This is a genomic window from Arthrobacter sp. R4 (genome assembly GCF_051365025.1).
Taxonomy (GTDB): domain Bacteria; phylum Actinomycetota; class Actinomycetes; order Actinomycetales; family Micrococcaceae; genus Arthrobacter.
On sequence record NZ_JBLWIJ010000010.1, the window covers coordinates 152610 to 176002 of the forward strand.

Here is a 23393-nt window from a genome sequence, read left to right on the forward strand (position 1 = left end):
TGGATCCGGCAATCCGGTGCGTGTTCATTTCGGCTTTGTGCCGCCCTCACGCCCGGCGAAGGTCATCTATCTACCCATAGGGGTTTTTGTGTCTACACCTGATGTAAGCAGCGAAGCCGGTTCGTCCGCGAACAGCGTCACGGGCAGCAGCCGTGTGAAGCGCGGCATGGCTGAGATGCTCAAGGGCGGCGTCATCATGGACGTCGTCAACGTCGAACAGGCCCGCATCGCCGAAGACGCCGGTGCCGTGGCAGTGATGGCGCTGGAACGCGTTCCGGCCGATATCCGTGCCCAGGGCGGCGTGTCCCGCATGTCCGATCCCGACATGATCGACAAGATCATCGACGCCGTGTCCGTGCCGGTCATGGCCAAGGCCCGGATCGGCCACTTCGTCGAAGCCCAGATCCTGCAGTCCCTGGGCGTGGACTACATTGACGAGTCCGAGGTCCTGACCCCGGCCGACTACATCAACCACATCGACAAATGGAACTTCACCGTTCCCTTCGTCTGTGGCGCCACGAACCTGGGTGAGGCGCTGCGCCGCATCAACGAAGGCGCGGCAATGATCCGGTCCAAGGGCGAGGCCGGCACCGGAGATGTCTCCAACGCCACCGGGCACATGCGCCAGATCCGCGCCGAAATCGCCAAGCTCGCGGCACTGCCCGAGGACGAGCTCTACGTCGCGGCCAAGGAACTGCAGGCCCCGTACGAACTGGTCAAGGAAATCGCGACCACCGGCAAGCTTCCCGTGGTGCTCTTCACCGCAGGCGGCATCGCCACCCCGGCGGACGCGGCGATGATGATGCAGCTCGGCGCCGACGGCGTATTCGTCGGTTCCGGCATCTTCAAGTCCGGCAACCCGGCCCAGCGCGCCGCCGCCGTCGTGAAGGCCACCACCTTCTTCGATGACCCCGACGTCATCGCCAAGGCCTCCCGCGGCCTCGGCGAAGCCATGGTGGGCATCAACGTCGACGAAATCCCGCAGCCGCACCGCCTCGCTGAGCGCGGCTGGTAACAGCTCCAAAGCAGTACGACGGCGGGTGGTCACCTTTTCCAAGGTGGCCACCCGCCGTCGTCCGTTGGCTCCTTCAGCTGCCTGTGGATTCCATGGATGGAACGGAGGGGGCAATGTTGCGGTTGCTTCTGAACAAATTGTCGGGATCATACTTCGTCTTCACCTGGACCAAGCGTTCATAGTTGGTGCCATAGGCTGCCCGGACCTGCTGTTGTCCCTCGTCCGCCGTCTGGAAGTTGATGTAACTGCGGCCTGCGGTGAATGGACGTTGCCGCTCCCACGATTCGCGGATCCACGCCCGGTACGAGTCCGCGGCCGGATCGCCGGGATCCCACATGCCATTGGATCCAATGACGTACCGGGCGTTTCGGTTGCCCACCGCACCGTCATCTTCGGAGTGCTCATTGATGGCGCCGGCGAGGTGAAGGACACCGAGCTCCGCCCCCTCTATGGGGCAGCCATCGAAAAGCTCGCGGATGGTGGAGAGCAGATCGTCGCTCAGCTCGTCGGCGTACTCCGTCTTCCAGTAGTAATGGAGGCCCTTCGGCTCACTGTCGTCCAGATAGGACTGGACCTGTGCGTACGGCTGCTCCGACAGGAGATCCACAGCGGGGTCACCAATTTCCCGGATGGACGCCATAACTTCCGGGACGATTCGGAGTTCGCCGCTGTAGCAAACTGCCATGGCGCAGATCTTCTTGCCCTGCCACTGTTCAGGAATGAAAGGTTCCGCCGGGGCAGTCATGAGGATCAGCCACACGGCAAGCTCGCGGGGCGCACGGGATGTGAGCGTCCGATACCGCCGGAGGATTTCGTCCGTGCGCTCGAATGGCCAGGCAATGAGACCGCCGTAGACGGTCGGCCCCACCTCGTGCAGCCGAAAGGTGAAGCGCGTGACCACGCCAAGATTGGCCCCCGCCCCGCGGACACCCCAGAACAGATCCGGGTTCTCGTGACGGCTGGCGGTGCGGACCAACCCGTCGGCCGTAACAATCTCAACCTCCTCAAGGTTGTCCACGGTCCATCCGAACCTGCGGCTCAGATAGCCGAGCCCACCCCCGAGAGTCAGGCCCGCCACGCCCACTTCGGAGATGAATCCGAGGACAGTGGCCAGTCCGTGTTCCTGCGTGGCCCGGTCGACGTCCTGCAGCAGACAGCCCGGGCCAACCTGGGCCAGCCTGGCCACCGGATCCACCTCGACTGAGTTCATCCTCGACATATCCAACATGAGGCCGCCGTCGGCGATTGCGGTACCGGCGATGTTGTGGCCGCCGCCCTTGGTGCTGATCTGCAGCCTGTGTTCCGCGGCGAACATGACAACGGCCGAGACCTCCCGCGCCGATGTCGGCTGGACCACCAGTGCCGGTTTCTTCGTCACCAGACCGTTCCAGAGCAGGACGGCCGAACCCCAGCCGGAGTCGCCTGGGCGTAACAGTGGCTCGGCCACCAGGGATTCGAGTGTCTCAAGATCCACGGACGTCAGGATCACCGGGAAGCCATCGAGCCCACCTACTTCCATATCGGTGATGCGCCGGCCCGCCTCGGCAGCATTTCGCGATTCCCTTTTCATCACGGCACCTCCATTGGCCTTTCAGACTCCATAATGAGGATGCTATGTTCCGCAGCCTGCCGCCGCATCGGCAGAGTTGCCGGTGATGGGAAGATGGGTAATTCTGCCCAGTCTGGGTCAGGTTCGGTTGATAAGCCCGTGCTCGTAGGCATAGGCGGTAGCGGCGGTACGTGACGTCAGATCCAACTTCGTGAAGATGTTACTGGCGTGATGGGCAACCGTCTTTTCGCTGAGAAACAGTTCAACTGCAATCTCCCGGTTTGACCTTCCACTGGCAATCAGGAGCAGCACCTGGGTCTCCCTGACAGTCAGCGGGTTCGCCCTAACGGCCTGTTGCCGGTTCGAATATATGGCTATGTTCGCTGCATCCGGCCCTGCGCCAAGATGGTGGAAAGCCCATCTGGCGGCATCAAACTCCAGCTCGGCCGAGTGCGCGTCGCCCAGCCCGCGATAAGCCCGCCCCATAAGCACCCTGGTGCGTGCAGACTCATAGGGCGCGTCGAGCTGCTGCCATGCTGACCATGCCTGACGTGCCACTCCCAAAGCCGCCGCGTATTCTTGCTCCGCGAGAAGTAGGGCTCCCTCCCACTGGGCAGTCTCCGCATTTAGCCACAGACTGCCCAAGGCCCCGGCCCTCGCCCGCAGTTCTTCGGCGGCGGCCCGAGCGCCGGAAAGGTCAGCCGACACCAGCATGATCTCAATGGCAGCACCGAGGAGCCGGGAACGCTCCGGCGGAGACGCTGTTTCCGCAAGGGACCGGCGGATCGCGGCCACGGCCGCCTCTGTCCGGCCTTGCGCAAGCAGCAACAGCGCGACACCGGGCTGCGGATCCCTTACCCAGCGGCTGGCCTGCAGATAGGTGTCCCTGGCTTCGGTGAACCGGCCTCTCAGACGATGCAGCTCGGCAAGCTGGTATAGCGCAGCACCGATTCCCGGCCGGGTAAGCGGTCCGGCGAGCCGGCGGTAGGCATCCTGTGCAGCATCGAATGCATCGGGCCACGCTCCCTGAAATTGCATGATCCGTGCCCTGTGGATCTGGCAATTGCCTTGATAGGGGACCAGGTCCGGCTGGGCGCCGCACCACCGGGTGAATGCGGCCGTCCACTGCTGTGCCCGAGGCAGATCGAAGGCGTCCATGCACGCTTCGATGACCGCGCAATACACAATCCCGGCGGTGACCGGGGAAAGTTCACTGGCGGTCACGCTCACAAAGACTTCGTCCAACAGCGGCATTGCCTGCCGTGTATCACCCGTTGCGATCAGCGATTCGCTAAGGCCCGTCCTTGCGAGGGCTGCAAGGTCCTGGTGTCCGAAGCGGTGGCCGATTTCCAGCGCGGTCGCGAAACTTGCGGTAGCTGTCGCGGCATCGCCCTGGGCGGCGCTTTCAAGGCCGGCAGGCACCAGTAGCAGTCCCTGCTCCACACAGTCCAGGTCGTCAGGAAGGGCACGCCGTGCCCGTTGCAGCCACGCATTCGCCAACGTTTCTTCGCCGCTGAGGATAAAGTGCAGGGCAAGCCAGATAGCGTTTCGCGCCGCCCCCGAACTGTCCGTGTGTGCCAGGCGTGCCCGATACTCACGGGCCAGTAGCCTTGAACCTTCGTCGTCGTGGCCGACGAGGTAGGCCGCATTGGCCACAAGCTCAAGATCGTCAGGTTCGAGCAACGACTGGCGGTCAGCATCCGTCAGGAGGGCGTGTGCAGTCGCCCATTCCTGTCGCCTGAAAGCCTCCCGGCCCAGACGGAGAGGGTCTGCCGCCATTGCTTCTCCACTGCCGTTGTTCGGTGCGGACGGCGCCGATACGTGAAGCTTATCGCTTCGGCGTGGACTCCGGCAGGCAGCCAACGACGCCGGAGAGTTACCCGCCGTCGTCCTTCCCATCGATTGCTCAGCAACCGCCCTTATGAGGCCTCAAAACGGCGGCTACGGAGCAATCGATGAGGGGCTACTCGAGGCCGCGGCGCTTCAGGAGGGGTTCCAGTTGGGCGTCGCGTCCCCGGAGCGTGCGAAATGATTCCAGCGGGTCCCGGCTGTTCCCGCGTGAAAGCAGTTCCTGGCGGAAGCGTTCGCCGTTGGCGCGGGTCATGCCACCGTTTTCGGTGAACCAGTCCACGGTTTCCGCGTCCAGGACTTCACTCCAGATGTACGAGTAGTAGCCGGCCGCGTATCCTGCCCCGGCGAAGATGTGCTGGAAATACCCGGTGCGGTAGCGGGGCGGAATCAGGGCATGGGCCACTCCGGCCGCGGCGAGGGATTTGGCCTCAAATGCCAGGACATCGTCCGGGATGCCGGTTTCGTCCAACACATGCCAGGCAAGGTCGAGCAACGCGGCGCCAAGGTACTCGGTGGTGGCGAATCCCTCGCCCCACAGCCGTGACTCGTTCAGCCTGTCAACGACCTCCTGGGGGAGCGGCTCGCCGGTAGCGTGGTGCCGCGCATAGTTTGCCAGTACCTCCGGCCACAGGATCCACATCTCGTTGACCTGCGACGGGTACTCCACAAAGTCCCGGGGGACACCTGTTCCGGAAAAGCGCGGGTACGTCACGTTGGAGAAGAGCCCGTGAAGCGCGTGCCCGAATTCGTGGAAGGTTGTGCGCAGCTCATCCAGCGTCAGGAGGGTGGGTTCCCCGGTCGGCGGTTTGGAGATGTTCAGGTTATTGATGACCACCGCCTGGGTCCCCAGCAGGCCGGATTGTTCCACCAGCGAGTTCATCCAGGCACCTCCACGCTTGGACTCCCGGGCGTAGTAGTCGCCCAGGAACAGTCCCAGCGGGCTGCCGTCTTCGTTCCGGACCTCCCAAACGCGGACGTCCGGGTGGTAGCCTTCCAGCTCTGCCCGTTCGTGGAAGGTGATGCCAAAGAGGGATGTGGCCGCATGGAAGACCCCGTCCTTGAGCACCCGGTCCAGCTCGAAGTAGGGTCGGAGGGCCTGCTCATCAACAGCGTATTTCTCGCGCCGGACCTTGGCCGAGTAGAAGGCCCAGTCCCAGGCCTCCAAGGGGTGCCCGGCAAGGTCAGCCAGTGCCGCGGCCTCAGCGTCGGCGTTCCGGACGGCGGCGGGGGCCAGCCTGTTCAGCATGGCTTGCACAGCTTCGAAATCCGGGGCAGTCTGCCGGTCCACCACGAGTTCGGCGTAGTTGGCAAAGCCCAGCAGCCTGGCCTTCTCGGCGCGGAGTCCGGCCATGGACCGCACGAGTTCCAGGACGTCCAGGCTGCCCCCGTCACTGCCCCTGCCGATGGAGGATTCGAACAGCCGACGGCGGACATCCCGGTTTTCGAGGACGGCCATGGCGGGCTGGTTGCTCGGCTGGATCAGCGTCAGGAGGAACTTGCCTTCGTGCCCGGCGGCGCGGGCGGCTTCGGCGGCGCCGGCAATGTCGTCGGCCGGCATGCCGGCCAGGTCCTCAGCACTGTCCAGCAGGAGGGCCGCAGACTTCATGGCTTCCTTCACCCGTTGCCCAAACTCTGTGCCGAGCCCGGAGAGCTCCGCGTTCACGGCCTTCAGCCGTTCCTGGTCCGTGGCGTCCAGTTGGATCCCCGACTGCCGGAACTCCTTCAGGTATTCCTCAACAAGCCGCACTCCTTCCGGTTCCAGGCCAGTGGTGTCAATGGCTGCAAAACGGTCGAAGAGGGCGCGGTTCAGGTAGACCTCGTCCTGGTGTGCGGTGAGCAGCGGCGTCAGCGCTGTTTCCAGGCCGCGGATCGCGTCGGAGGCGTCTGCTGACACCAGGGTGAAAAAGGACGCGGCCGCCCGTTCCAGCAACCTGCCCGCCTGCTCCATGGCCACGGCGGTGTTCGCAAATGTCGCGGGCTCTGGATTGTCCACAATGGCCTGGATTTCGGCGAGGTGCCCGGCCAGCCCTGCGTGCACCGCCTCGGCGTAGTGCTGTTCGGAGATCCCGGCAAAGGGCGGTAACTGGAACGGCAACGGGCTGGGACTGAAGAGCGGATTCGTCATGAAGTAAAGCTTTCATATGTGGCCGCGCATCTCAATGAGCCAAATGCGCGCTTCTGCCTGTTTCCAAACTTAGAATTGCGCTTATGGGGAACAGAATTGGCGCCACTGCCGCGCGTGCCGGCGCGGCCTTGTCCGCGGTCATCTTTGCCGGGGCCATGGCGGGCTGCGGTCTGATAGCCGAACAGACCCAGCCATCGGCAAGTGCCGGCACCAGTGCGGGCACTGGCCAGCCCAGTGCCACTCCGACGCCGGCCCCAACTCCCACACCCACCCCCACCCCGGGCGCCGGACCGGCGTGTCCAACACTGCGTTGCACGTCCGTACTGGTCACCGGCGACATGCTGGTCCATACCCAGCTCTGGCAGCAGGCCCAGCAGGATGCGGCCGCGGCGGGCAAACCCGGGCTGGACTTCACACCGCTCCTTGAAGGCCAGCGCCGGTACATCCAAGCCAGCGACCTTGCAATCTGCCACCAGGAAACACCGGTGGCAGGACCTGAAGGTCCTTTCTCGGCGTACCCTTCGTTCAATGTCCCGCCGCAGATCATCACCGCCTCCAAGGCAGTGGGGTACCAGGCTTGCACCACCGCCAGCAACCACACCATCGACCGGAGCACGGACGGCCTGTTGCGTACGCTGGATGCCCTGGACGCCGCCGGGCTGAAGCACACCGGTTCCTACCGGACGGAAGCTGAGTCGCAGGGCATCCTGATCCTGCAGACTCCGGCCGCCAAGATCGCCATCATCCAGGGAACCTACGGCCTCAACGGGCTCTACCCGGAATACCCGTGGCAGGTGGACATGCTCGACGCACCCACCATGATCGCCAAGGCAATCAAGGCGCGGGCTCTTGGCGCCGACATCGTGCTCGGTGCCATGCACGCCGGGGACGAGTACGCCAGCGAAGCCAACGCCCAACAGCAGGAGGTGGCACACGCGTTGGTGGACAGCGGGCAGTTCACCATGATCTACGGCCACCACACCCACTCCGTGCTGCCCATCGAGAACTACAAAGGCACGTGGATTGTCTACGGGCTGGGCAACGGCGTCACCGAACTGTCGCCCTGGTATGTCGTCAACAATGAGGGCCTGTTGGTGCGGGCCCAGTTCAGCCAGGACGCGTCGGGCAGATGGACCGCCTCCGACCTCGCCTGGGCACCGTCGGTCATCGTCCGTGATCCGTACCGCTGGTGCTCCGTGGCATCCGATGCGCCCCAGGGTGTGTGTGCCACGCCCGAGGCGGACGCCGCCACCAGGCTAAGGACCGCCACCGTTGTGGAGTCCATGGGAGCAGCCACGGCAGGAGCGCACGAACTCCTGATCACCAAGGAACCGTAGAGGCCCTCAGCGCGGGCGCCGGGCGGCGTGCTCCCTGGCCAGCGCGGCGAAGTGGTCGTCAGGCCCACCGGGAACAAAAGTCCCGAACTTGCGTTCGGCGGCGGTTCGGATGAGGAAGTCTGCAATGGCAGGGTTCTTGGGCAGAAGTGATCCGTGCAAGTAGCTGGCCACCACGTTCTTGTATCGCGCGCCCTCATGGCCGTCCCGGCTGTTGTTTCCCGTTCCCTTGGCCACCGTTCCCAGTGGGCGGACGCCGCTGCCCAGCGTGGTCTGGCCGCTGTGGTTCTCGTACCCGAGGACGTCGCCGAACTCGGCAGTGGCCACCTTGACGTTGCCGATGAGGCGCTCGTCAGTACCGTGTGTTTCCACGTCCAGCACGCCTATGCCCGGAATGACCGAGCCCGAGCGTGTTTTGAAGAAACGCCCGAACAGCTGGTAGAGCCCACAGATGAGCAGCATCGGTGCGCCATCTTCTGCGAGGTCGGTCAGGACGCCGGCGCGTGATTGAAGGTCGTCCTGGATAATCAGCTGGCCGCTGTCCTGCCCGCCGCCGCCAAGGATCACGTCGACTTCGTCAGGGAAGTCGTCGCCCACGTTGTACTCGAGCAGTTCAGGAGTGTAGCCATGCCACTTGATCCGTTGCTTGAGGACCAGCGCGTTGCCCCAGTCACCATAGATGTTCATGTCCCGCGGATAAAGCTGCATGACACGGAGGGTGCCCTTGCTGTCCTGTGGGTCCTGTATATCCGGGCTCATGAGACCACCTCTACCGTGGTGATTTTGGACAGCTCGCGGCGGATGGCCATCATGGCTGTGTAAGTGCAGAAAATCCGTTTCGGTTTGCCCTTGGCTTCACGGATGAACGCCGACAGGGCCGGCGCGATCTCGGTCTGGACCGCCCCGACGGGGACGTCGTCGTACTGCAGCCGCAGCGCCATGTCATAAGCCCGGGAGCCCGTCAGTTGGTCCACGCCGCCGTTGCGGAGCGAATCGAACTCCACGTCCCAGAGCCAGGACATGTCCCGGCCGTCGGCGTAGTTGTCGTTGATGGCGATCATGGTGGCGTAGCCGCCCGCGGGAAAGGACTTCAGTCCCAGCCGGAAACCGCTGGGGTTCTTGACCAGCACCAGGTCAAGGGGCTGGCCGTCGACTGTCAGGCTTTCTCCCCGGCCGAAGGCCGGCTCCACCTTGGACAGGGCCGTGAGCAGCGTGCTGTGGTCAGCGGTCGCGGCGCCGCTTCCGAGGATGCTCCGGGCGAGGGCCAGCGCAGCCGCGGCATTAAAGATGTTGTAGACGCCGCGGAGCTTCATCGCGGTGGTGACCGTGACGCCGTCGTACTCAAAGTCGGCGGTGTCCGGCCCCACTTTGCGGAGCACGACGTCGGCAGCCGGCTTTGCGGGGAGGGCGGCGGGCACAGGGCTGCCGGGCGCAGCCCGCATGTCGTCATCGTTGGGGAACGTGCTGAGAAGGGAGTCGTCCAGGCCGAAGTACTGCACGTCCTGGCCGGTGAGCGTGTCCGCGATGCGGGCCACGCGGGGGTCTTCACGGTTGAGGACCACTGTGCCTGTGGTTTTTGCGGCGATGTGCTGCAGCAGCTGCGCCGTTTTGTCGATCTCGCCGAACCTGTCCAGCTGGTCGCGCAGCACGTTCAGCAGGAGGCTGTAGCGGGGCGGCACACGGTTTACGAAGTGCACGGCATGGGCTTCGTCCAGTTCCAGGACGGCGACGTCGGCGCTTAGCCTTCCGCGCCAGTCCACCTCGCCCAGCAGGGAAGCGGCCACACCCCGGGTGAAGTTGCTGCCGGTCCGGTTGGTAAAAACCTTCAGCCCCTGGCTTTCCAGGAGTTCGACCACCATCTTGGTGGTGGTGGTTTTGCCGTTGGTTCCGCTGACCACCGCCACGCCGTGGGGGAGGGTAGCGAGCGTCCGCTGCATAAAGCCGGGGTCGATTTTCTCGACCACCAGCCCGGGCAGGGCGGACCCGCCGCCCCTGAGCCGGGACACCCGGCGGACGAGCTTGCCGAGCGGAACACTGATGTAAAGCATGCTCTGTAATATATCCCAGCAACGGCATAGAACCCTGCCCGGTGAGGCCGGCCGGCGCTGGCGCCGGCCGATCGCGCATTATGCTGAATGGATGACAAACCCCGTTTCGGCCGCTTCTGCACGCGTGGGCTCGGGCCTGCGGATCGGCGTCCTGGCGCTCCAGGGCGATTTCCGCGAGCACCTCCGGGCCGTGGAGGCCGCCGGCGCAACCGGTGAAGGAATCCGCAGGCCCAAGGAACTGGACGGCCTGGACGGCCTCATCATTCCGGGCGGTGAATCCACGGCCATCGACAAACTCGCCCGCGCCTTTGACCTGGCCGGGCCGTTGAAGGAACGCATCAGCGAAGGCCTCCCGGTCTACGGCTCCTGCGCCGGCATGATCCTTTTGGCCAACGAGATTGCCGACCCCGCCACCGACCTCGCCGGCAATCCGCAGCAGACCTTCGGCGGCCTGGACATCACAGTCCGCCGCAACGCCTTTGGGCGCCAGCGAGAATCGTTCGAAACGGACCTAGATTTCAAAGGCCTGGATTTCAGTGCTACAGATTCCGGTGTTGCCCCGGTGCACGCCGTCTTCATCCGGGGCCCCTGGGTGGAACGCGCCGGCGCCGGTGTGGAGGTCCTTGCCCAGGTGGAGCCGGCCGACCCGGAGCACGCGTCCCACGCGGCAACCCTGCCGGGGACGGCTAGAATTGTTGCAGTGCGTTCAGGCCAACTGCTGGCCACCTCCTTCCACCCGGAAGTGACTGGGGAGAAACGCGTACACGAACTTTTTATCCGCATGATCAGAGGAGAAGCGTAAAGCATGTCAGGCCACTCCAAATGGGCAACGACCAAGCACAAGAAGGCCATCCTCGATAGCCGCCGCGCAAAATCGTTCGCCAAGCTGATCAAGAACATCGAAGTCGCTGCCCGCATGGGCGGTCCGGACCTCGCCGGCAACCCGAGCCTGGAACTTGCTGTCACCAAGGCAAAGAAGACCTCGGTTCCCGCCGACAACATCGACCGCGCCATCAAGCGCGGGGCGGGCCTGACCGGTGAAGTGGTCGACTACACCGAGATCATGTACGAATGCCGCGGCCCGCAGGGCTCGGCCCTGCTCATCGAGTGCCTCACGGACAACAAGAACCGTGCGGCGTCCGAAGTCCGCCTTGCCATTTCCCGCAACGGCGGCACCATCGCGGACCCCGGTTCAGTCAGCTACCTCTTCAGCCGCAAGGGCGTGGTGTCCCTGCCCAAGAAGGAACTCACCGAGGACGATGTCCTCATGGCCGTCCTCGACGCCGGCGCTGAGGAAGTCAAGGACAACGGCGACACGTTCGAGATCCACTCGGACCCCAAGGACCTTCAGGCCGTCCGCGACGCCCTGAAGGAAGCGGGGATCGAATACGACACCGACGAAGCCGAGTTCGTTCCGTCCATGGAGGTTCCCCTGGACCTGGACGCCGCCAAGAAGTTCATGAAGCTTGTGGACGCCCTGGAAGACCTCGACGACGTCCAGAACGTCTACAGCAACGCCGACCTCAGCGACGAAGTCCAGGCCGCCCTGGAATCAGAGTGACCTTCCGCTTTGCGGCCTAGGGCGGATGGCGGAGCGTGACGCTGCGAGTACTCGGCGTTGACCCGGGCCTCACCCGCTGCGGCATTGGCGTCGTCGACGTCGAGCGGAACCGGCGGGCCACCATGGTGGGCGTCGGAGTGGTGGGTACTTCCCCGGACGAAACCCTGGACCAACGGCTCCTGGTCATCGCCCTGGCCATCGACGATTGGCTGGACCGCTACGAACCCCACGTCCTCGCCGTCGAACGCGTTTTCTCCCAGCTGAACGTCAGCACGGTGATGGGTGTGGCGCAGGCCTCCGGCGTGGTGATCGCCGCCGCGGCCCGGCGCGGCATCCCGGTGGCGCTGCACACGCCGTCGGAAGTCAAAGCAGCCGTCACCGGCAGCGGCAACTCCAACAAGGAGGCCGTGACCAAACTGGTCACCAAGATCCTCCGGCTAGACGCGCCGCCCCGCCCGGCCGACGCCGCAGATGCCCTGGCGCTGGCCATCACGCATGCCTGGCGTGCTGGCAGCGGCGCGGCAGTAGCCACCACCGGCCCCGGCAGCCTGTCGCTGACGCCCGCCCAGCGGGCCTGGGCTGAAGCCGAGGCGAAGGCGCGCCGCGCGCGGTGAATGGCCGCAGCGCTTGCTAGGGTATTCGTAGATATGTTCGGATAGCCGGTTCTGCTCCAAAGAGCCCGGCGGTACACCAGGAGCCCGGCTTTGATCAGTTTCCTTCGCGGAACCGTAGCGCACGTTGGCCTTTCCACTGCCGTGATCGACCTCAACGGCGCGGGCATGAGCGTCAACGCCACGCCCCAAACTCTCAGCCGCCTCCGCGTCGGCGAAGAAGGCAAGCTCTTCACCTCCCTGATCGTCCGGGAGGATTCGCTGACCCTGTTCGGATTTGCTTCTGACGACGAACGCGAAGTCTTCGATGTCCTGCTGAGCGTCAGCGGTGTGGGTCCACGCCTGGCGCTGGCAGTCCTTGCCGTGCATGAACCGGAAGCCATCCGGGTTGCAGCCCACACCGGCGACAGTAAAACGTTCACGAAAGTGCCCGGCATCGGCCCTAAAGTGGCTGGCCGGATCGTGTTGGAACTCGCTGGCAAGCTGGTGCCGCACGGAACGGTTGGAGCTGCCAGTGTAGCCACCCCGGCCGAGGCCGCCTGGAAGCCCCAGGTGGTGGCCGCCATGACCAGCCTCGGTTGGTCGGAAAAGGACGCCACCTCCAGCATCGAGAAGGCATTGGCCGACGACCCCGAGGTCTCTTTCCGTGGCAATGTCGCGGAAATCCTTCGGACCACGCTCCGCTGGCTTGGCCAGGACGGCGCACGGGCCGGCAACCGCGTAGGCAGCCGTGGCTGACCCGTCCGTGGTGGCGGCCGTGGAAGAGCCCGAAGACCGGGCCATCGAAGCTGCCCTCCGGCCCAAGAACCTGGACGACTTTGTCGGTCAGCACCGTGTCCGGAAACAGCTCTCGCTGGTCCTGCAGGCGTCGCGGATGCGCGGCCGGAGCGCGGACCACGTGCTGTTCTCGGGGCCTCCAGGCCTCGGCAAAACCACGCTCGCCATGATCGTGGCAGCTGAAATGAACGCACCCCTGCGGATCAGCAGCGGTCCGGCCATCCAGCACGCCGGCGACCTCGCAGCCATCCTCTCATCCCTCTCCGAAGGGGAGGTCCTGTTCCTGGACGAGATCCACCGGATGTCCCGCCCGGCCGAGGAAATGCTGTACATGGCCATGGAAGACTTCCGCGTGGACATTGTGGTGGGAAAAGGCGCCGGTGCCACTGCGATTCCGCTCGACCTGCCTCCCTTCACGCTGGTGGGTGCCACCACGCGCGCGGGGCTGCTTCCTGGTCCGTTGCGCGACAGGTTCGGCTTCACCGGCCATCTAGAGTTCTATTCCGTTCCGGAACTTGAGTTGGTCCTTAGGCGGTCCGCCGGCCTGCTGGACCTGAAGGTCAACTCCGCCGGATTCAGCGAAATCGCCGGACGGTCGCGGGGGACACCGCGTATCGCCAACCGCCTGCTCCGCCGTGTGCGTGACTGGGCACTGGTCCATGGAATCGAGCAGATCGATGCCCGCGCAGCCTCCGCCGCGCTGGATATGTATGAAGTGGATAAAAGGGGGCTGGACAGGCTCGACCGTGCCGTCCTCGAAGCGCTCATCACCAAGTTCGGCGGCGGGCCCGTGGGCCTGTCCACCCTCGCCATAGCGGTGGGAGAAGAGACCGAGACGGTGGAAACGGTCGCGGAGCCGTTCCTGGTCCGCGAAGGCCTGTTGGGCCGGACACCGCGGGGCCGCATCGCCATGGCCCCGGCCTGGACCCACCTCGGTTACGCCATCCCGTCCGGAGTGTTCAGCCAGGAACCGCTGGACCTGTTCGAACCAGACAGCGACGGCGACGAAGACGGCGTCAACTGGGCGCCCAACACCCCATAGCGCCGACCTTTCAGCTTTTCCCTTTAGACTGGGTATGACGCCCGGCACGTTCGCGTCTTTGTTCCCGCAGGTGGCTCCAGCAGCTACCGGTGGATGTCAGGTGGTTCGCCGCCCGGCCACCCGGTTCAAAGAGGACGGCGCCTTAAACCAATACGCCAGTACAGATCGGAAGCATCCCTGTGGATCCCATGAACATCGTCTTGTTCGCCATGCTCGGAATTTTTATCTTTATGATGTTCCGCCGCAACAAGAAGACCAAGGAGCAGCAAGCAACGCTGCAGTCCCAGTTCGCCCCTGGGGTTGAGGTCATGACGAGCTTCGGTCTTTTTGGCCGGATTGTCTCCATGGACGATGAAGAGAACAAGGTAGTGCTCGAGCTCTCTCCCGGCAACCTCGCTACAGTTCACCGCCAGGCTGTCACCAAAATTGTGGAGCCGGCTGCTGTTGCAGAGGAGGAGCCCACGGTTGTCCCTGACGACGCCTCCTCGCTGACCACGCAGGACGCCGGAACTGCCGGAACCGCCGCCGCTGCCCCCGAGACCCCGGACGAGACCCTGAAGCGCCTCAACGACGAGGGCAAGAAGGACAACTAGTCCCCGCTCACGTATTTCTGCACCTCTACGGCAGCAGGTTGCCGCCGGTGGGAGCAATTGCTCGCACCGGCGGTTCCTGGCATGAATAAGAGAAAGATCGACAATGGCACGAACTGGCCCCAAAAAATCAGGCCTCAGGGTACTCGTCTGGCTTGGCGTAGTCCTCGCTGTGCTGACGGCTGTCCTTGCTGGCGGCACCATCGCCGGACAGGCCAGCTGGGCACCCAAGCTGGCGTTGGACCTCGAAGGCGGCACCCAGATGATCCTGGCGCCCAAGGTTGAGGGCGGTTCGGACATTAACGAGGAGCAGCTTAACCAGGCGGTGGCCATCATCCGCCAACGCGTGGACGGCTCCGGCGTTGCCGAAGCGGAGATCAGCACCCAGTCAGGCCGGAACGTTGTGGTCAGCCTTCCGGGCACGCCCTCCACTCAGACGAGGGCCCTGATACAGGCTTCCGCCGACATGAACTTCCGCCCTGTTCTCCTCAACGGAGCAGGCGCTGCGGTCCCCACGGAGTCGCTCACGCCTGAGGACCAGCTGCCGAAGCCGACGGCGGAACCCGCCAACAGCAGCGACACCAACTGGATCACGCCCGAGGTCTACCGCCAGTTCGAGACCCTCGACTGCGACAACCCGTCCCAGGACAAGCAGGAGCGCTCCGACCCTGCCAAGCCGCTCGTGACCTGTGAGCCCGCAACGGCCACCACTCCGGCGATCAAATACATCCTGGGACCGGTGGAGGTCAAGGGCAGCAACATTGTCACCTCCTCCTTCCAGCTTCAGCAGGGCGCGCAGGGTGCCGTGACCAACGAGTGGGCCGTCAACATCCAGTTCGACGACGAAGGTACCGCCAAGTTCAAAGAGGTCACTGAACGCCTGAACCAGTTCTATGTGGCAGCCGGCGGCGAAACCGGCACCGACCCCAAGGCACAGTTCGCTATCGTGCTCGACGATCAGGTCATCTCCGCGCCGCGTTCCCTTGCTGTCATCACCGACGGGCGCCCGCAGATCACCGGTGGCTTCACAGAGCAGACGGCTAAGGCGCTCTCAGACCAGCTTCGGTTCGGTGCGCTGCCTATCAGCTTCGAGATCCAGAGTGAGCAGCAGATCTCCGCGACACTGGGTGGTGAGCAGCTCCGCATGGGCCTCCTGGCCGGCGTGATCGGCCTGCTGCTCGTGGTGGTTTATTCGCTCTTCCAATACCGTGCCCTGGGCTTCGTCACGATCGCCTCGCTGGTGGTGGCCGGTGCACTGACGTACCTCGCCATCGCCATCCTGGGCTGGACCGAAAACTACCGGCTCTCACTTGCCGGCGTTGCCGGTCTTATCGTGGCAATCGGCCAGACAGCGGATTCGTTCATCGTCTACTTCGAACGCATCCGTGACGAGTTGCGCGAAGGCCGCGGCCTGGTCTCCGCCGTCGAGAACGGGTGGAAGCGCGCCAAGCGGACGGTCCTGGCCTCCAAGGCAGTCAACCTGCTTGCTGCCCTCGTGCTCTACTTTGTGGCAGTGGGCAACGTCCGCGGCTTTGCGTTCACGCTCGGCCTGACAGCCATCGCCGACCTCATTGTCGTCTTTATGTTCACGCACCCGACGATGCAGATGCTTGCGCGCACCAGGTTCTTCGGAGAGGGCCACCGGTTCTCCGGCCTTGATCCGAAGCAACTCGGGGCAGTGCCGCTGTATCGCGGAGCCGGACGCCTGCGCACCCCTGACTCGAAGCCTGCTGCGGTCCGGGCAAAGAACACCGGTGCTGCCGCTGAGGCAGAGCGCAGGATGACCATCGCGGAACGCCGCCTCGCGGAGAAGCAGGAGCAGCTTACCGGCTCCTCCAAGAGCGCATCCAAGGAGAACAAGTAAATGTCCAGCTTTGCCACTTTCGGTAACGAGCTCTACACAGGCAAGCGCTCGTACGACTTTGTCGGCGCCAAGAAGATCTGGTTCCTCATTGCGGCCGTGGCCGTTGCCCTGTCCATCCTTATCCCGGTGGCCAAGGGCGGGTTCAACCTGGGCATCGAGTTCCGCGGCGGCTCTGAATTCACCGTGTCGAACGTCAAGACCACCGATGCCGCCGTGGGCGAAAAGGCCGTTCAGGACGTCGTCGCGGGAAGCATTCCGCGCGTGGCCAACGTCGCCGGCACCACCATGCGCATCCAAACGGACAAGCTCACTGACGACGAGACCCTCAAGATCAAGGAGGGGCTGACGGCTGCTTACGGCGTCACTGACAACGAGGTGACGTCCACCTTTGTGGGTCCCACCTGGGGCGCCGACGTCACCAAGCAGGCACTAATCGGCCTGGTCATCTTCGTGGTGCTCGCCGCGCTGCTCATGGCGCTCTACTTCCGGACCTGGAAGATGTCCCTCTCAGCGATCGCCGGGATGGCGGTGACGATGTTCATCACCGCCGGGGTATATGCCCTGAGCGACTTTGAGGTGACACCTTCGGCCATCATCGGGTTCCTGACCGTACTCAGCTACTCCCTATATGACACCGTGGTGGTCTTCGACAAGATCCGCGAGAACACCGCCGATCTTGATGCGTCCACCCGCCGGACTTTCGGCGAGGAGGTCAACCTCGCGGTGAACCAGACCCTGGTGCGTTCCATCAACACCATGATGGTCGCTATCCTCCCCGTGGGCGCCATCCTGTTCATCGGTGCGGGCCTGCTGGGTGCGGGTACGCTCAGAGACCTGTCGCTGGCCTTGTTCGTCGGAATCCTTATTGGGACGGCGGCAACGATCTTCGTGGCAGCTCCCATGTATGCCTGGCTCCGCCAGAATGAACCTGACCTTGTGAAGCAGGCCAAGCGCGTGGAGCACCGGCGGCACGAGGCGGCGTCCAAGGCCGCCGCTCCAGCCGAACCCGCCCAGGCCTGACACCCGAGGCACAGGGGCCGGCCGGCATCAGGAGACTGATGCCGGCCGGCCCCTTCGCATTTAATCGCCGGTTACATATGTGTGCTGATCGGGGAATAGACTGGGGTAATTAAACGGGTCGTGAGGGGTGCTTCATTGGAAGAACGTTCGGCGTCGGCGCCAACGGCAGACGGAGATAACGGTCCGGGCCGCGGACCGCAAACCGGGCTGGTCCCTGCCGCACGCCCAGGACAGGCCGTCCCCGTCGACAACTCGGGGGCCCGGCCCACGTTTCCGGGAAGGCGCGAACGCACGCGTTCGCGCCTGGCACGGCTCACCGGTCGCGGCGGGGCCACCTATTCACCCATCCTCGAACCGTTGCTCAGGACCGTCCGGGCCAATAACCCGAAAGAGGACTTCGACCTCATCCAGCGGGCCTTCGACGTCGCCGAGCGAAGCCACCGCGGGCAGAAACGCAAAAGCGGTGACCCGTATATCACCCACCCCGTTGCCGTGGCCACCATTCTGGCCGAGCTGGGCCTCAGTGGAACCACGCTGGCGGCTGCGCTGCTCCACGACACCGTGGAAGACACTCCGTACACGCTGGCGGACCTGAAGAGGGACTTCGGGCCCGAGGTTGCCATGCTCGTTGACGGCGTCACCAAGCTGGATAAGGTCAGCTTCGGCGAAGCAGCCCAGTCCGAGACCGTGCGCAAAATGGTTGTGGCCATGGCCAAGGACATCCGCGTCCTCATGATCAAACTCGCGGACAGGCTTCACAACGCCCGCACATGGCGCTTCGTCTCCGCTGAATCCTCCGCGCGGAAAGCGCGCGAAACCCTGGAGATCTTCGCACCCCTTGCCCACCGCCTGGGCATGAACACCATCAAATGGGAACTGGAGGACCTGTCCTTCGCGGCCCTCTACCCGAAGGTCTATGAGGAAATCGTCCGGATGGTGGGCGACCGCACCCCGGAGCGCGAGAAGAGCCTGGGCGTCATTCGCGACCAGATCACCGAGGACCTCCGGGCCGCCAGGATCAAGGCCACGATTACCGGCCGGCCGAAGCATTATTACTCGATCTACCAAAAGATGGTGGTCCGGGACAAAGACTTCGATGACATCAATGACCTGATGGGTGTCCGCGTGCTGGTGGACTCCGTGCGGGACTGTTATGCGGCGCTGGGGACCATGCATGCGCGCTGGAACCCGTTGCCGGGGCGGTTCAAGGACTACATAGCGATGCCGAAGTTCAATATGTACCAGTCCCTGCACACTACGGTGATTGGGCCTGGCGGCAAGCCGGTGGAAATCCAGATCCGGACCCACGAGATGCACCGCCGCGCAGAATACGGCGTGGCCGCACACTGGAAGTACAAGGACCAGCCCAACCGCACCGCCACCGGCCCGGGCAGCCCTCGCGACGGCGACATGGGCTGGCTGCGGTCGCTGGTGGACTGGCAGCAGGAGACTTCCGATCCCGGGGAGTTCCTGGATTCGCTCCGGTTCGAGATCAACGCCCGTGAAGTGTTTGTTTTCACGCCCAAGGGTGAGGTGATGGCACTGCCGGCCGGATCCACTCCGGTTGACTTTGCCTACGCCGTCCACACCGAGGTGGGACACCGGACCATCGGTGCCCGCGTCAACGGCAAGCTGGTCCCGCTCAACAGTGAACTGAACCACGGCGACTGGGTGGAGATCTTCACCTCGAAGGCCGAAGGAGCCGGTCCCAGCCAGGACTGGCAGCATTTCGTCAAGAGCGCCCGTGCACGGAACAAGATCCGCCAGTGGTTCAGCAAGGAACGCCGCGAAGAGGCGATTGACCGCGGCAAGGAACTCCTGACCCGCGCTATGCGCAAGCAAAACCTGCCGCTGCAGCGCCTGATGACGCACGAGGCGCTGGCCGCGGTGGCGGAAGACTTCAAGTACGTGGACATCTCCGGCCTCTATGCCGGCGTTGGAGACGGTCACACGTCAGCGCAATCGGTGATGGAAAAGCTCGTGGAGAGCCTCGGCGGAAGCGAAAGCACCGACGACGACATCACCGAAGTAAGCATCCCCACCCAGGTAGCCAAGACCCGCTTCTCTGATTCCGGCGTGGTAGTGCGCGGCGTTGGCGACGTCTGGGTGAAGTTGGCGCGCTGCTGCACCCCCGTCCCCCCGGACCCGATCCTCGGATTCGTCACGCGCGGCTCCGGCGTGTCCGTACACCGCACCGACTGCACCAACATCTCGGACCTGAAGGACCAACCAGACAGGATTGTGGATGTCGACTGGGCACCCACGCAGTCGAGTGTGTTCCTGGTGGAGATCCAGGTCGAAGCGCTGGACCGCAAATCGCTGCTGTCTGATGTCACCCGGGTCCTTTCCGAGAACCATGTGAACATTCTGGCCGCGAGCGTACATACCTCCACGGATCGGGTAGCCATTTCACGGTTCGCCTTCGAGATGGGCGATCCCAAGTACCTTAGCCACGTCCTCAGCGCTGTCCGGCGGATCGACGGCGTTTTTGACGTCTACCGGACTACCGGCAACAAGCGCCGGAGCTAGGCGGGCGAGTTTCTCCAGGGCAGAGCGCTTGTGGGGCACGCGCGGCGTGGACTCGATGGCCAGGACCAGCAGGCGTAGCCGGACGTCGTTCTGTGGCCTGGACAGCAGCGCCTCCAACACTGGAAGTGCCCGCTGGGCGTCCACGTGCAAGGCGATATCCAGAGCAGTGCGGAGCGGACTGGAGATCATCAGGCCACCCAGGCTGACCACATCGCATGGCCCCAGCCGGACTTCGTGCAGCGTGCACCCTCGGGTGTTTCGCAGGCTGGAGATGCGACGTTTGGCATCCACGAGCAGGGCCAACCGGTCAGGTTCGCCGGCGCACCCGTAGATCCATGCTGCGGTCATCCGTCCGGCGACCACGCGTTGTCTGATGGCTGCAGGCACGCTGTTGGCCGCCGCCCGTGCCCTCATCTGCGGCGATGGAGCAACGCCTGGGAGGGCATAGCCATGCTGATGGAATTGGCTGAGCACCCCATCACCGGCCATCGCCTGAAGTTCCGGCCACGTGAAGGGCATCCCCGGTGAGTACAGTTCGGGGAACCGGGGGAGAGTAGGTGCAGGCACAGTTGCCGCAACGGCGGGCGAAGGGGGCGGAGTAGCCATTCAGCCATCCTGCCGGGTTGCCCGCAAACGAGTACAGGCCCGGCTCCGGTTATGTGGATAACCGGAACCGGACCTGCGTGTCCAGTCGTCACGCCCCTGAAGGGCCGGCGCCTAGGAGAGTTCGCTGGCCGAGCGCTGGATCTGGTCCAGCCATGCCTGCCGTGCGTCAAGGGCTTCCTTGGCGGCCTTGATCTTGCGCTGGTCGCCGGCCTTCTCCGCCTTGGCGAGGTCATCCTGCAGACCCGCGATGGCGGCTTCCAGCTGGGACAGCGCGCTGTTGGTACGCGCTTTGGTCTCGGGGTTGGACCGCTGCCAGTTTTCCTCTTCCGCGTGGCGGACGGCGTCCTCCACCTTGCGGAGGCCGGCTTCAATGCGGCCCATGTCGGCGCGCGGAACCTTACCGGCCTCTTCCCACCGGTCGCGGACGGACTGGAGTGCCTTCTTAGCGGCGGCAAGGTCCTTAACCGGAAGGATTGCGTTGGCCTCAACGAGGAGTGCTTCCTTCACGGTGAGGTTGGCCGCGTATTCCTGGTCGATCTCTTCGTTGGCGGCCTGCCGGTTGGTGAAGAAGACGTCCTGGGCCGCGCGGAAGCGTGCCCACAGGGCGTCGTCATCCTTTCGGCTGGCGCGCGGCGAGGCTTTCCAGTCGTCCATCAGCCGGCGGTATTCACCGGCCGCATAGCCCCAGTCGGTGGAGGTGGACAGGGCCTCGGCCTCTGCAATCAGCTTCTCCTTGGCCGACTTTGCCGCCGAGTTGTTGCTGTCCAGCTGGGAGAAGTAGGCCCGGCGGTGGCGGTCGAAGACGGTCCGCGCCGCGCGGAAGCGCTTCCAGAGGGCGTCCTCGTTGCTGCGGCCCAAGCGTACGCCGCTCTTTTGGGCTGTCTTCCAGCTTTCGAACAGCTCGTTCATCCGGGCGCTGGAGGTCTTCCACTGGATCTGGGAAGGGTCCTGGCCGGAGATGCTTTCGGCTTCGGCAACGATCGCTTCGCGGGCGGCCAGCTCGGCGGTGCGGACGGCGTCGTGCTCGGCCTTCTCGGTCTTCTCAAGCTCCTTGACCTGTTCGGAAAGCTTGTCGAGGCGGGTCTCAGCGGCACGGATGTCGCCCACCATGTTCCGCTCGGCCAGCTGTTCGCGCAGGTGCGTGACCGTCTTTTGCATGTCGGTACTCGGGGCTTTGGAACTTACCCGCTGTTCCAGCAGCACGATCTGGGCCAGGATGTCATCGAACTTGCGGGCGAAGTACGCCAGGGCTTCGTCGTTGCTGACACCGGGGTACTGCCCGACTGCATGCTCCTCGCCGTCGATGGTCAGGAAAACATGGCCGTCGCCTTCGACGCGGCCCCAGCGCGAAGCCTCGGCCAGAGACGTCGCGGGCACTACCGGCGCGGGTGACGCGGCAGGAGCGGCGGCCGCCGGCTTAGGACGGGACGCGAAAGCGGCCGGTGACGGCGCCGGACGCGGTGCGGCGGCCGGCCGAGGCGATACGCCGGCAGCGGAATCGGCCGGGGTTGCGGCCTCGGCAGCAGCGGCGGGCGCAACAGCCTCGGAGGCTGTCTCCTCAGCGGAACCGGCCGGGGCATCGGTTTCAGACGATTCCTCGGCAGCTGCGGGGGCCTCCTCTGCGACGGCGTCCCCGGACTGTGCACCATCGGAGGGCGCGGGTTCGGACGGCGCACCTTCCGAAACGGCATCGTCGGTCGGGGAATCTTCAACCGATGCCGTCCCGTTGCCGGGCTCCAGGACCTCGGACTCCTCGGCCGTTGCTTCGTCAGCCGCTGCCGGTTCAGCCACGGGGGCCGTTTCCTCGGTCAGGTCTGCTGCTGTTTCGTCGGATTTCTGACTGTCTGTCACCGCTAAAAGTCTTTCGCTTGGAGGGAAATACTCACGTACTGCACCGTGGCCGTGAAGGCCTGGCTTCCTACTTCAGAGAAACCGAGTCTATCGTGACTGGTTGCACAGGTGCGCCGTCTGTGGCGCTGGGACCGGGAGTGATTCCCGCGGCGGCAATGGCGTTCACTGCTTCCATTCCTGAGGTCACCTTGCCCACCACCGTATAGCCCCCGGCAGAGTCGGCTGGAATCACCGTGTCTTTGTAGACCACGAAGAACTGCTTGCCGTTTCCGTACGCGTTGTCTCCGGAGCGGGCCACAGCGATGGTGCCGGCGGGGTACGTGTTGTCCGGCGGAGTGTTTTCGAGGGGACCCCAGGTGTAGTCCGGGTCGGCCGAGGCGGAGGCGCCGCCGCACTGCAGGAGGCCGAACGAGTCAGCGGTGGTCAGGCGGTGGCAGGCGCTGCCGTTGTAAAAACCCTCGTCCGTGAGCGTTTTGAAGACGGCGGCAGCCTGGGGCGCCTTGGTACCGTCGATTTCGATGCCGAGCACGTTCCCGTTGAGCGTCATTTCCCCGGTAAAAACTTTGCCGGCAGCGGTGTCCGCCGCCGGAATGTTGGGACCGTTAGTGGGCTGTGCCGACGGCGTGGAGGAGGCGGACGGACTGGTGAGCCCGGCCTCGGCCGCAGCATATTCCTCTTCCGTGGGGTTTCCGGCAAAGACCGTGAGTTGGAGCACGACGGCGAGGATGACGGCGGCTGCACCGGCACCGGCGGCAATAATATTGTCCCGTTTGCGCCTTTGCTCCTGCTCCCGCCGCAGCTCGCGCTTGGCTTCCATCTGCTGGATGCGCCGTTTGGCCTCGCGGGCGCTGCGTGAACTGGCCGCCAATGGTCCTCCTGATAGTCGCCGCTGCGGCGTGCCTGGTGGTTCCGGTGCGCCTGCAGTCCTTTGACAGCATTTACTGCCCTCACCCGCACATTAGAGATGCAGGCGGATGACGCATAAACTGACTGCCGCACATAGTTTATGCATGAGTTGCC

19 protein-coding genes are annotated in these 23393 nt (G+C 64.4%); 11 read left to right on the forward strand and 8 right to left on the reverse strand.

Going from position 1 to position 23393, the window contains the following annotated elements; genetic code table 11:
• Positions 1–88 precede the first annotated feature (88 nt).
• Positions 89–1015 carry a pyridoxal 5'-phosphate synthase lyase subunit PdxS gene (gene pdxS, locus ACLKOZ_RS06565; protein ID WP_436473732.1) on the forward strand — a complete coding sequence of 309 codons (927 nt, stop codon included), beginning with the start codon at positions 89–91 and terminating at the stop codon, positions 1013–1015.
• 73 nt (positions 1016–1088) lie between these two features.
• On the opposite strand, the gene ACLKOZ_RS06570 is transcribed toward pdxS, so the two are convergent.
• The 3 genes from ACLKOZ_RS06570 to ACLKOZ_RS06580 form a co-directional block, all read right to left on the reverse strand.
• Entirely contained in the window at positions 1089–2585 is a 1497-nt protein-coding gene (locus ACLKOZ_RS06570; RefSeq protein WP_436473734.1) for an FAD-binding oxidoreductase, read from the reverse strand.
• 117 nt (positions 2586–2702) lie between these two features.
• A complete protein-coding gene (locus ACLKOZ_RS06575; RefSeq protein ID WP_436473736.1) occupies positions 2703–4343 on the reverse strand; it encodes a LuxR C-terminal-related transcriptional regulator in 1641 nt (546 codons plus the stop codon).
• Between the two features lie 184 nt (positions 4344–4527).
• On the reverse strand, positions 4528–6540 hold the full coding sequence (locus tag ACLKOZ_RS06580) for a M3 family metallopeptidase (RefSeq protein ID WP_436473738.1): 2013 nt from the start codon (positions 6538–6540) through the stop codon (positions 4528–4530).
• Positions 6541–6623: 83 nt separating this feature from the next.
• Between ACLKOZ_RS06580 and ACLKOZ_RS06585 the strand changes: the two genes are divergently transcribed.
• Positions 6624–7877: a CapA family protein gene (locus ACLKOZ_RS06585; RefSeq protein ID WP_376046452.1), complete on the forward strand. Its 1254-nt coding sequence runs from the start codon at positions 6624–6626 to the stop codon at positions 7875–7877.
• Positions 7878–7883: 6 nt separating this feature from the next.
• Here ACLKOZ_RS06585 and ACLKOZ_RS06590 read toward each other — a convergent pair whose 3' ends face one another.
• A complete protein-coding gene (locus ACLKOZ_RS06590; RefSeq protein ID WP_436473740.1) occupies positions 7884–8633 on the reverse strand; it encodes a type 1 glutamine amidotransferase in 750 nt (249 codons plus the stop codon).
• On the reverse strand, positions 8630–9922 hold the full coding sequence (locus ACLKOZ_RS06595; RefSeq protein WP_337348618.1) for a Mur ligase family protein: 1293 nt from the start codon (positions 9920–9922) through the stop codon (positions 8630–8632). The genes ACLKOZ_RS06590 and ACLKOZ_RS06595 overlap by 4 nt, the downstream gene beginning before the upstream one ends.
• 91 nt (positions 9923–10013) lie before the next feature.
• On the opposite strand from ACLKOZ_RS06595, the gene pdxT reads away from it, so the two are divergent.
• The 9 genes from pdxT (at position 10014) to ACLKOZ_RS06640 (ending at position 19916) form a co-directional block, all read left to right on the forward strand.
• Entirely contained in the window at positions 10014–10724 is a 711-nt protein-coding gene (pdxT, locus tag ACLKOZ_RS06600) for a pyridoxal 5'-phosphate synthase glutaminase subunit PdxT (protein WP_337348617.1), read from the forward strand.
• Positions 10725–10727: 3 nt separating this feature from the next.
• Positions 10728–11483 carry a YebC/PmpR family DNA-binding transcriptional regulator gene (locus ACLKOZ_RS06605; RefSeq protein WP_337348616.1) on the forward strand — a complete coding sequence of 252 codons (756 nt, stop codon included), beginning with the start codon at positions 10728–10730 and terminating at the stop codon, positions 11481–11483.
• 35 nt (positions 11484–11518) lie between these two features.
• On the forward strand, positions 11519–12097 hold the full coding sequence (gene ruvC, locus ACLKOZ_RS06610; RefSeq protein ID WP_066291703.1) for a crossover junction endodeoxyribonuclease RuvC: 579 nt from the start codon (positions 11519–11521) through the stop codon (positions 12095–12097).
• A 90-nt stretch (positions 12098–12187) separates the two neighbouring features.
• The gene (gene ruvA / locus ACLKOZ_RS06615) at positions 12188–12832 is read left to right on the forward strand and encodes a Holliday junction branch migration protein RuvA (RefSeq protein WP_337351159.1); all 645 of its coding nucleotides are present in this window, start codon (positions 12188–12190) and stop codon (positions 12830–12832) included.
• Positions 12825–13913 carry a Holliday junction branch migration DNA helicase RuvB gene (gene ruvB / locus ACLKOZ_RS06620; protein WP_337348614.1) on the forward strand — a complete coding sequence of 363 codons (1089 nt, stop codon included), beginning with the start codon at positions 12825–12827 and terminating at the stop codon, positions 13911–13913. The genes ruvA and ruvB overlap by 8 nt, the downstream gene beginning before the upstream one ends.
• A gap of 188 nt (positions 13914–14101) precedes the next feature.
• Positions 14102–14506 (forward strand): preprotein translocase subunit YajC, encoded by a 405-nt coding sequence (gene yajC, locus ACLKOZ_RS06625; RefSeq protein ID WP_337348613.1) that lies wholly within the window; start codon positions 14102–14104, stop codon positions 14504–14506.
• A gap of 103 nt (positions 14507–14609) precedes the next feature.
• Positions 14610–16367: a protein translocase subunit SecD gene (gene secD, locus ACLKOZ_RS06630; RefSeq protein WP_436473744.1), complete on the forward strand. Its 1758-nt coding sequence runs from the start codon at positions 14610–14612 to the stop codon at positions 16365–16367.
• Positions 16368–17387, forward strand: coding sequence for a protein translocase subunit SecF (gene secF, locus ACLKOZ_RS06635; RefSeq protein WP_436473746.1), 1020 nt, complete (start codon positions 16368–16370; stop codon positions 17385–17387).
• A gap of 135 nt (positions 17388–17522) precedes the next feature.
• Positions 17523–19916 carry a RelA/SpoT family protein gene (locus tag ACLKOZ_RS06640; protein ID WP_337348610.1) on the forward strand — a complete coding sequence of 798 codons (2394 nt, stop codon included), beginning with the start codon at positions 17523–17525 and terminating at the stop codon, positions 19914–19916.
• Here the strand turns inward: ACLKOZ_RS06640 and ACLKOZ_RS06645 are convergent.
• The 3 genes from ACLKOZ_RS06645 to ACLKOZ_RS06655 form a co-directional block, all read right to left on the reverse strand.
• Entirely contained in the window at positions 19797–20522 is a 726-nt protein-coding gene (locus ACLKOZ_RS06645; protein ID WP_436473749.1) for a hypothetical protein, read from the reverse strand. The two genes, ACLKOZ_RS06640 and ACLKOZ_RS06645, sit on opposite strands and share 120 nt — an antisense overlap.
• A gap of 111 nt (positions 20523–20633) precedes the next feature.
• The gene (locus ACLKOZ_RS06650) at positions 20634–22373 is read right to left on the reverse strand and encodes a DUF349 domain-containing protein (protein WP_436473751.1); all 1740 of its coding nucleotides are present in this window, start codon (positions 22371–22373) and stop codon (positions 20634–20636) included.
• 67 nt (positions 22374–22440) lie between these two features.
• On the reverse strand, positions 22441–23241 hold the full coding sequence (locus tag ACLKOZ_RS06655; RefSeq protein ID WP_436473752.1) for a peptidylprolyl isomerase: 801 nt from the start codon (positions 23239–23241) through the stop codon (positions 22441–22443).
• Positions 23242–23393: the final 152 nt, after the last annotated feature.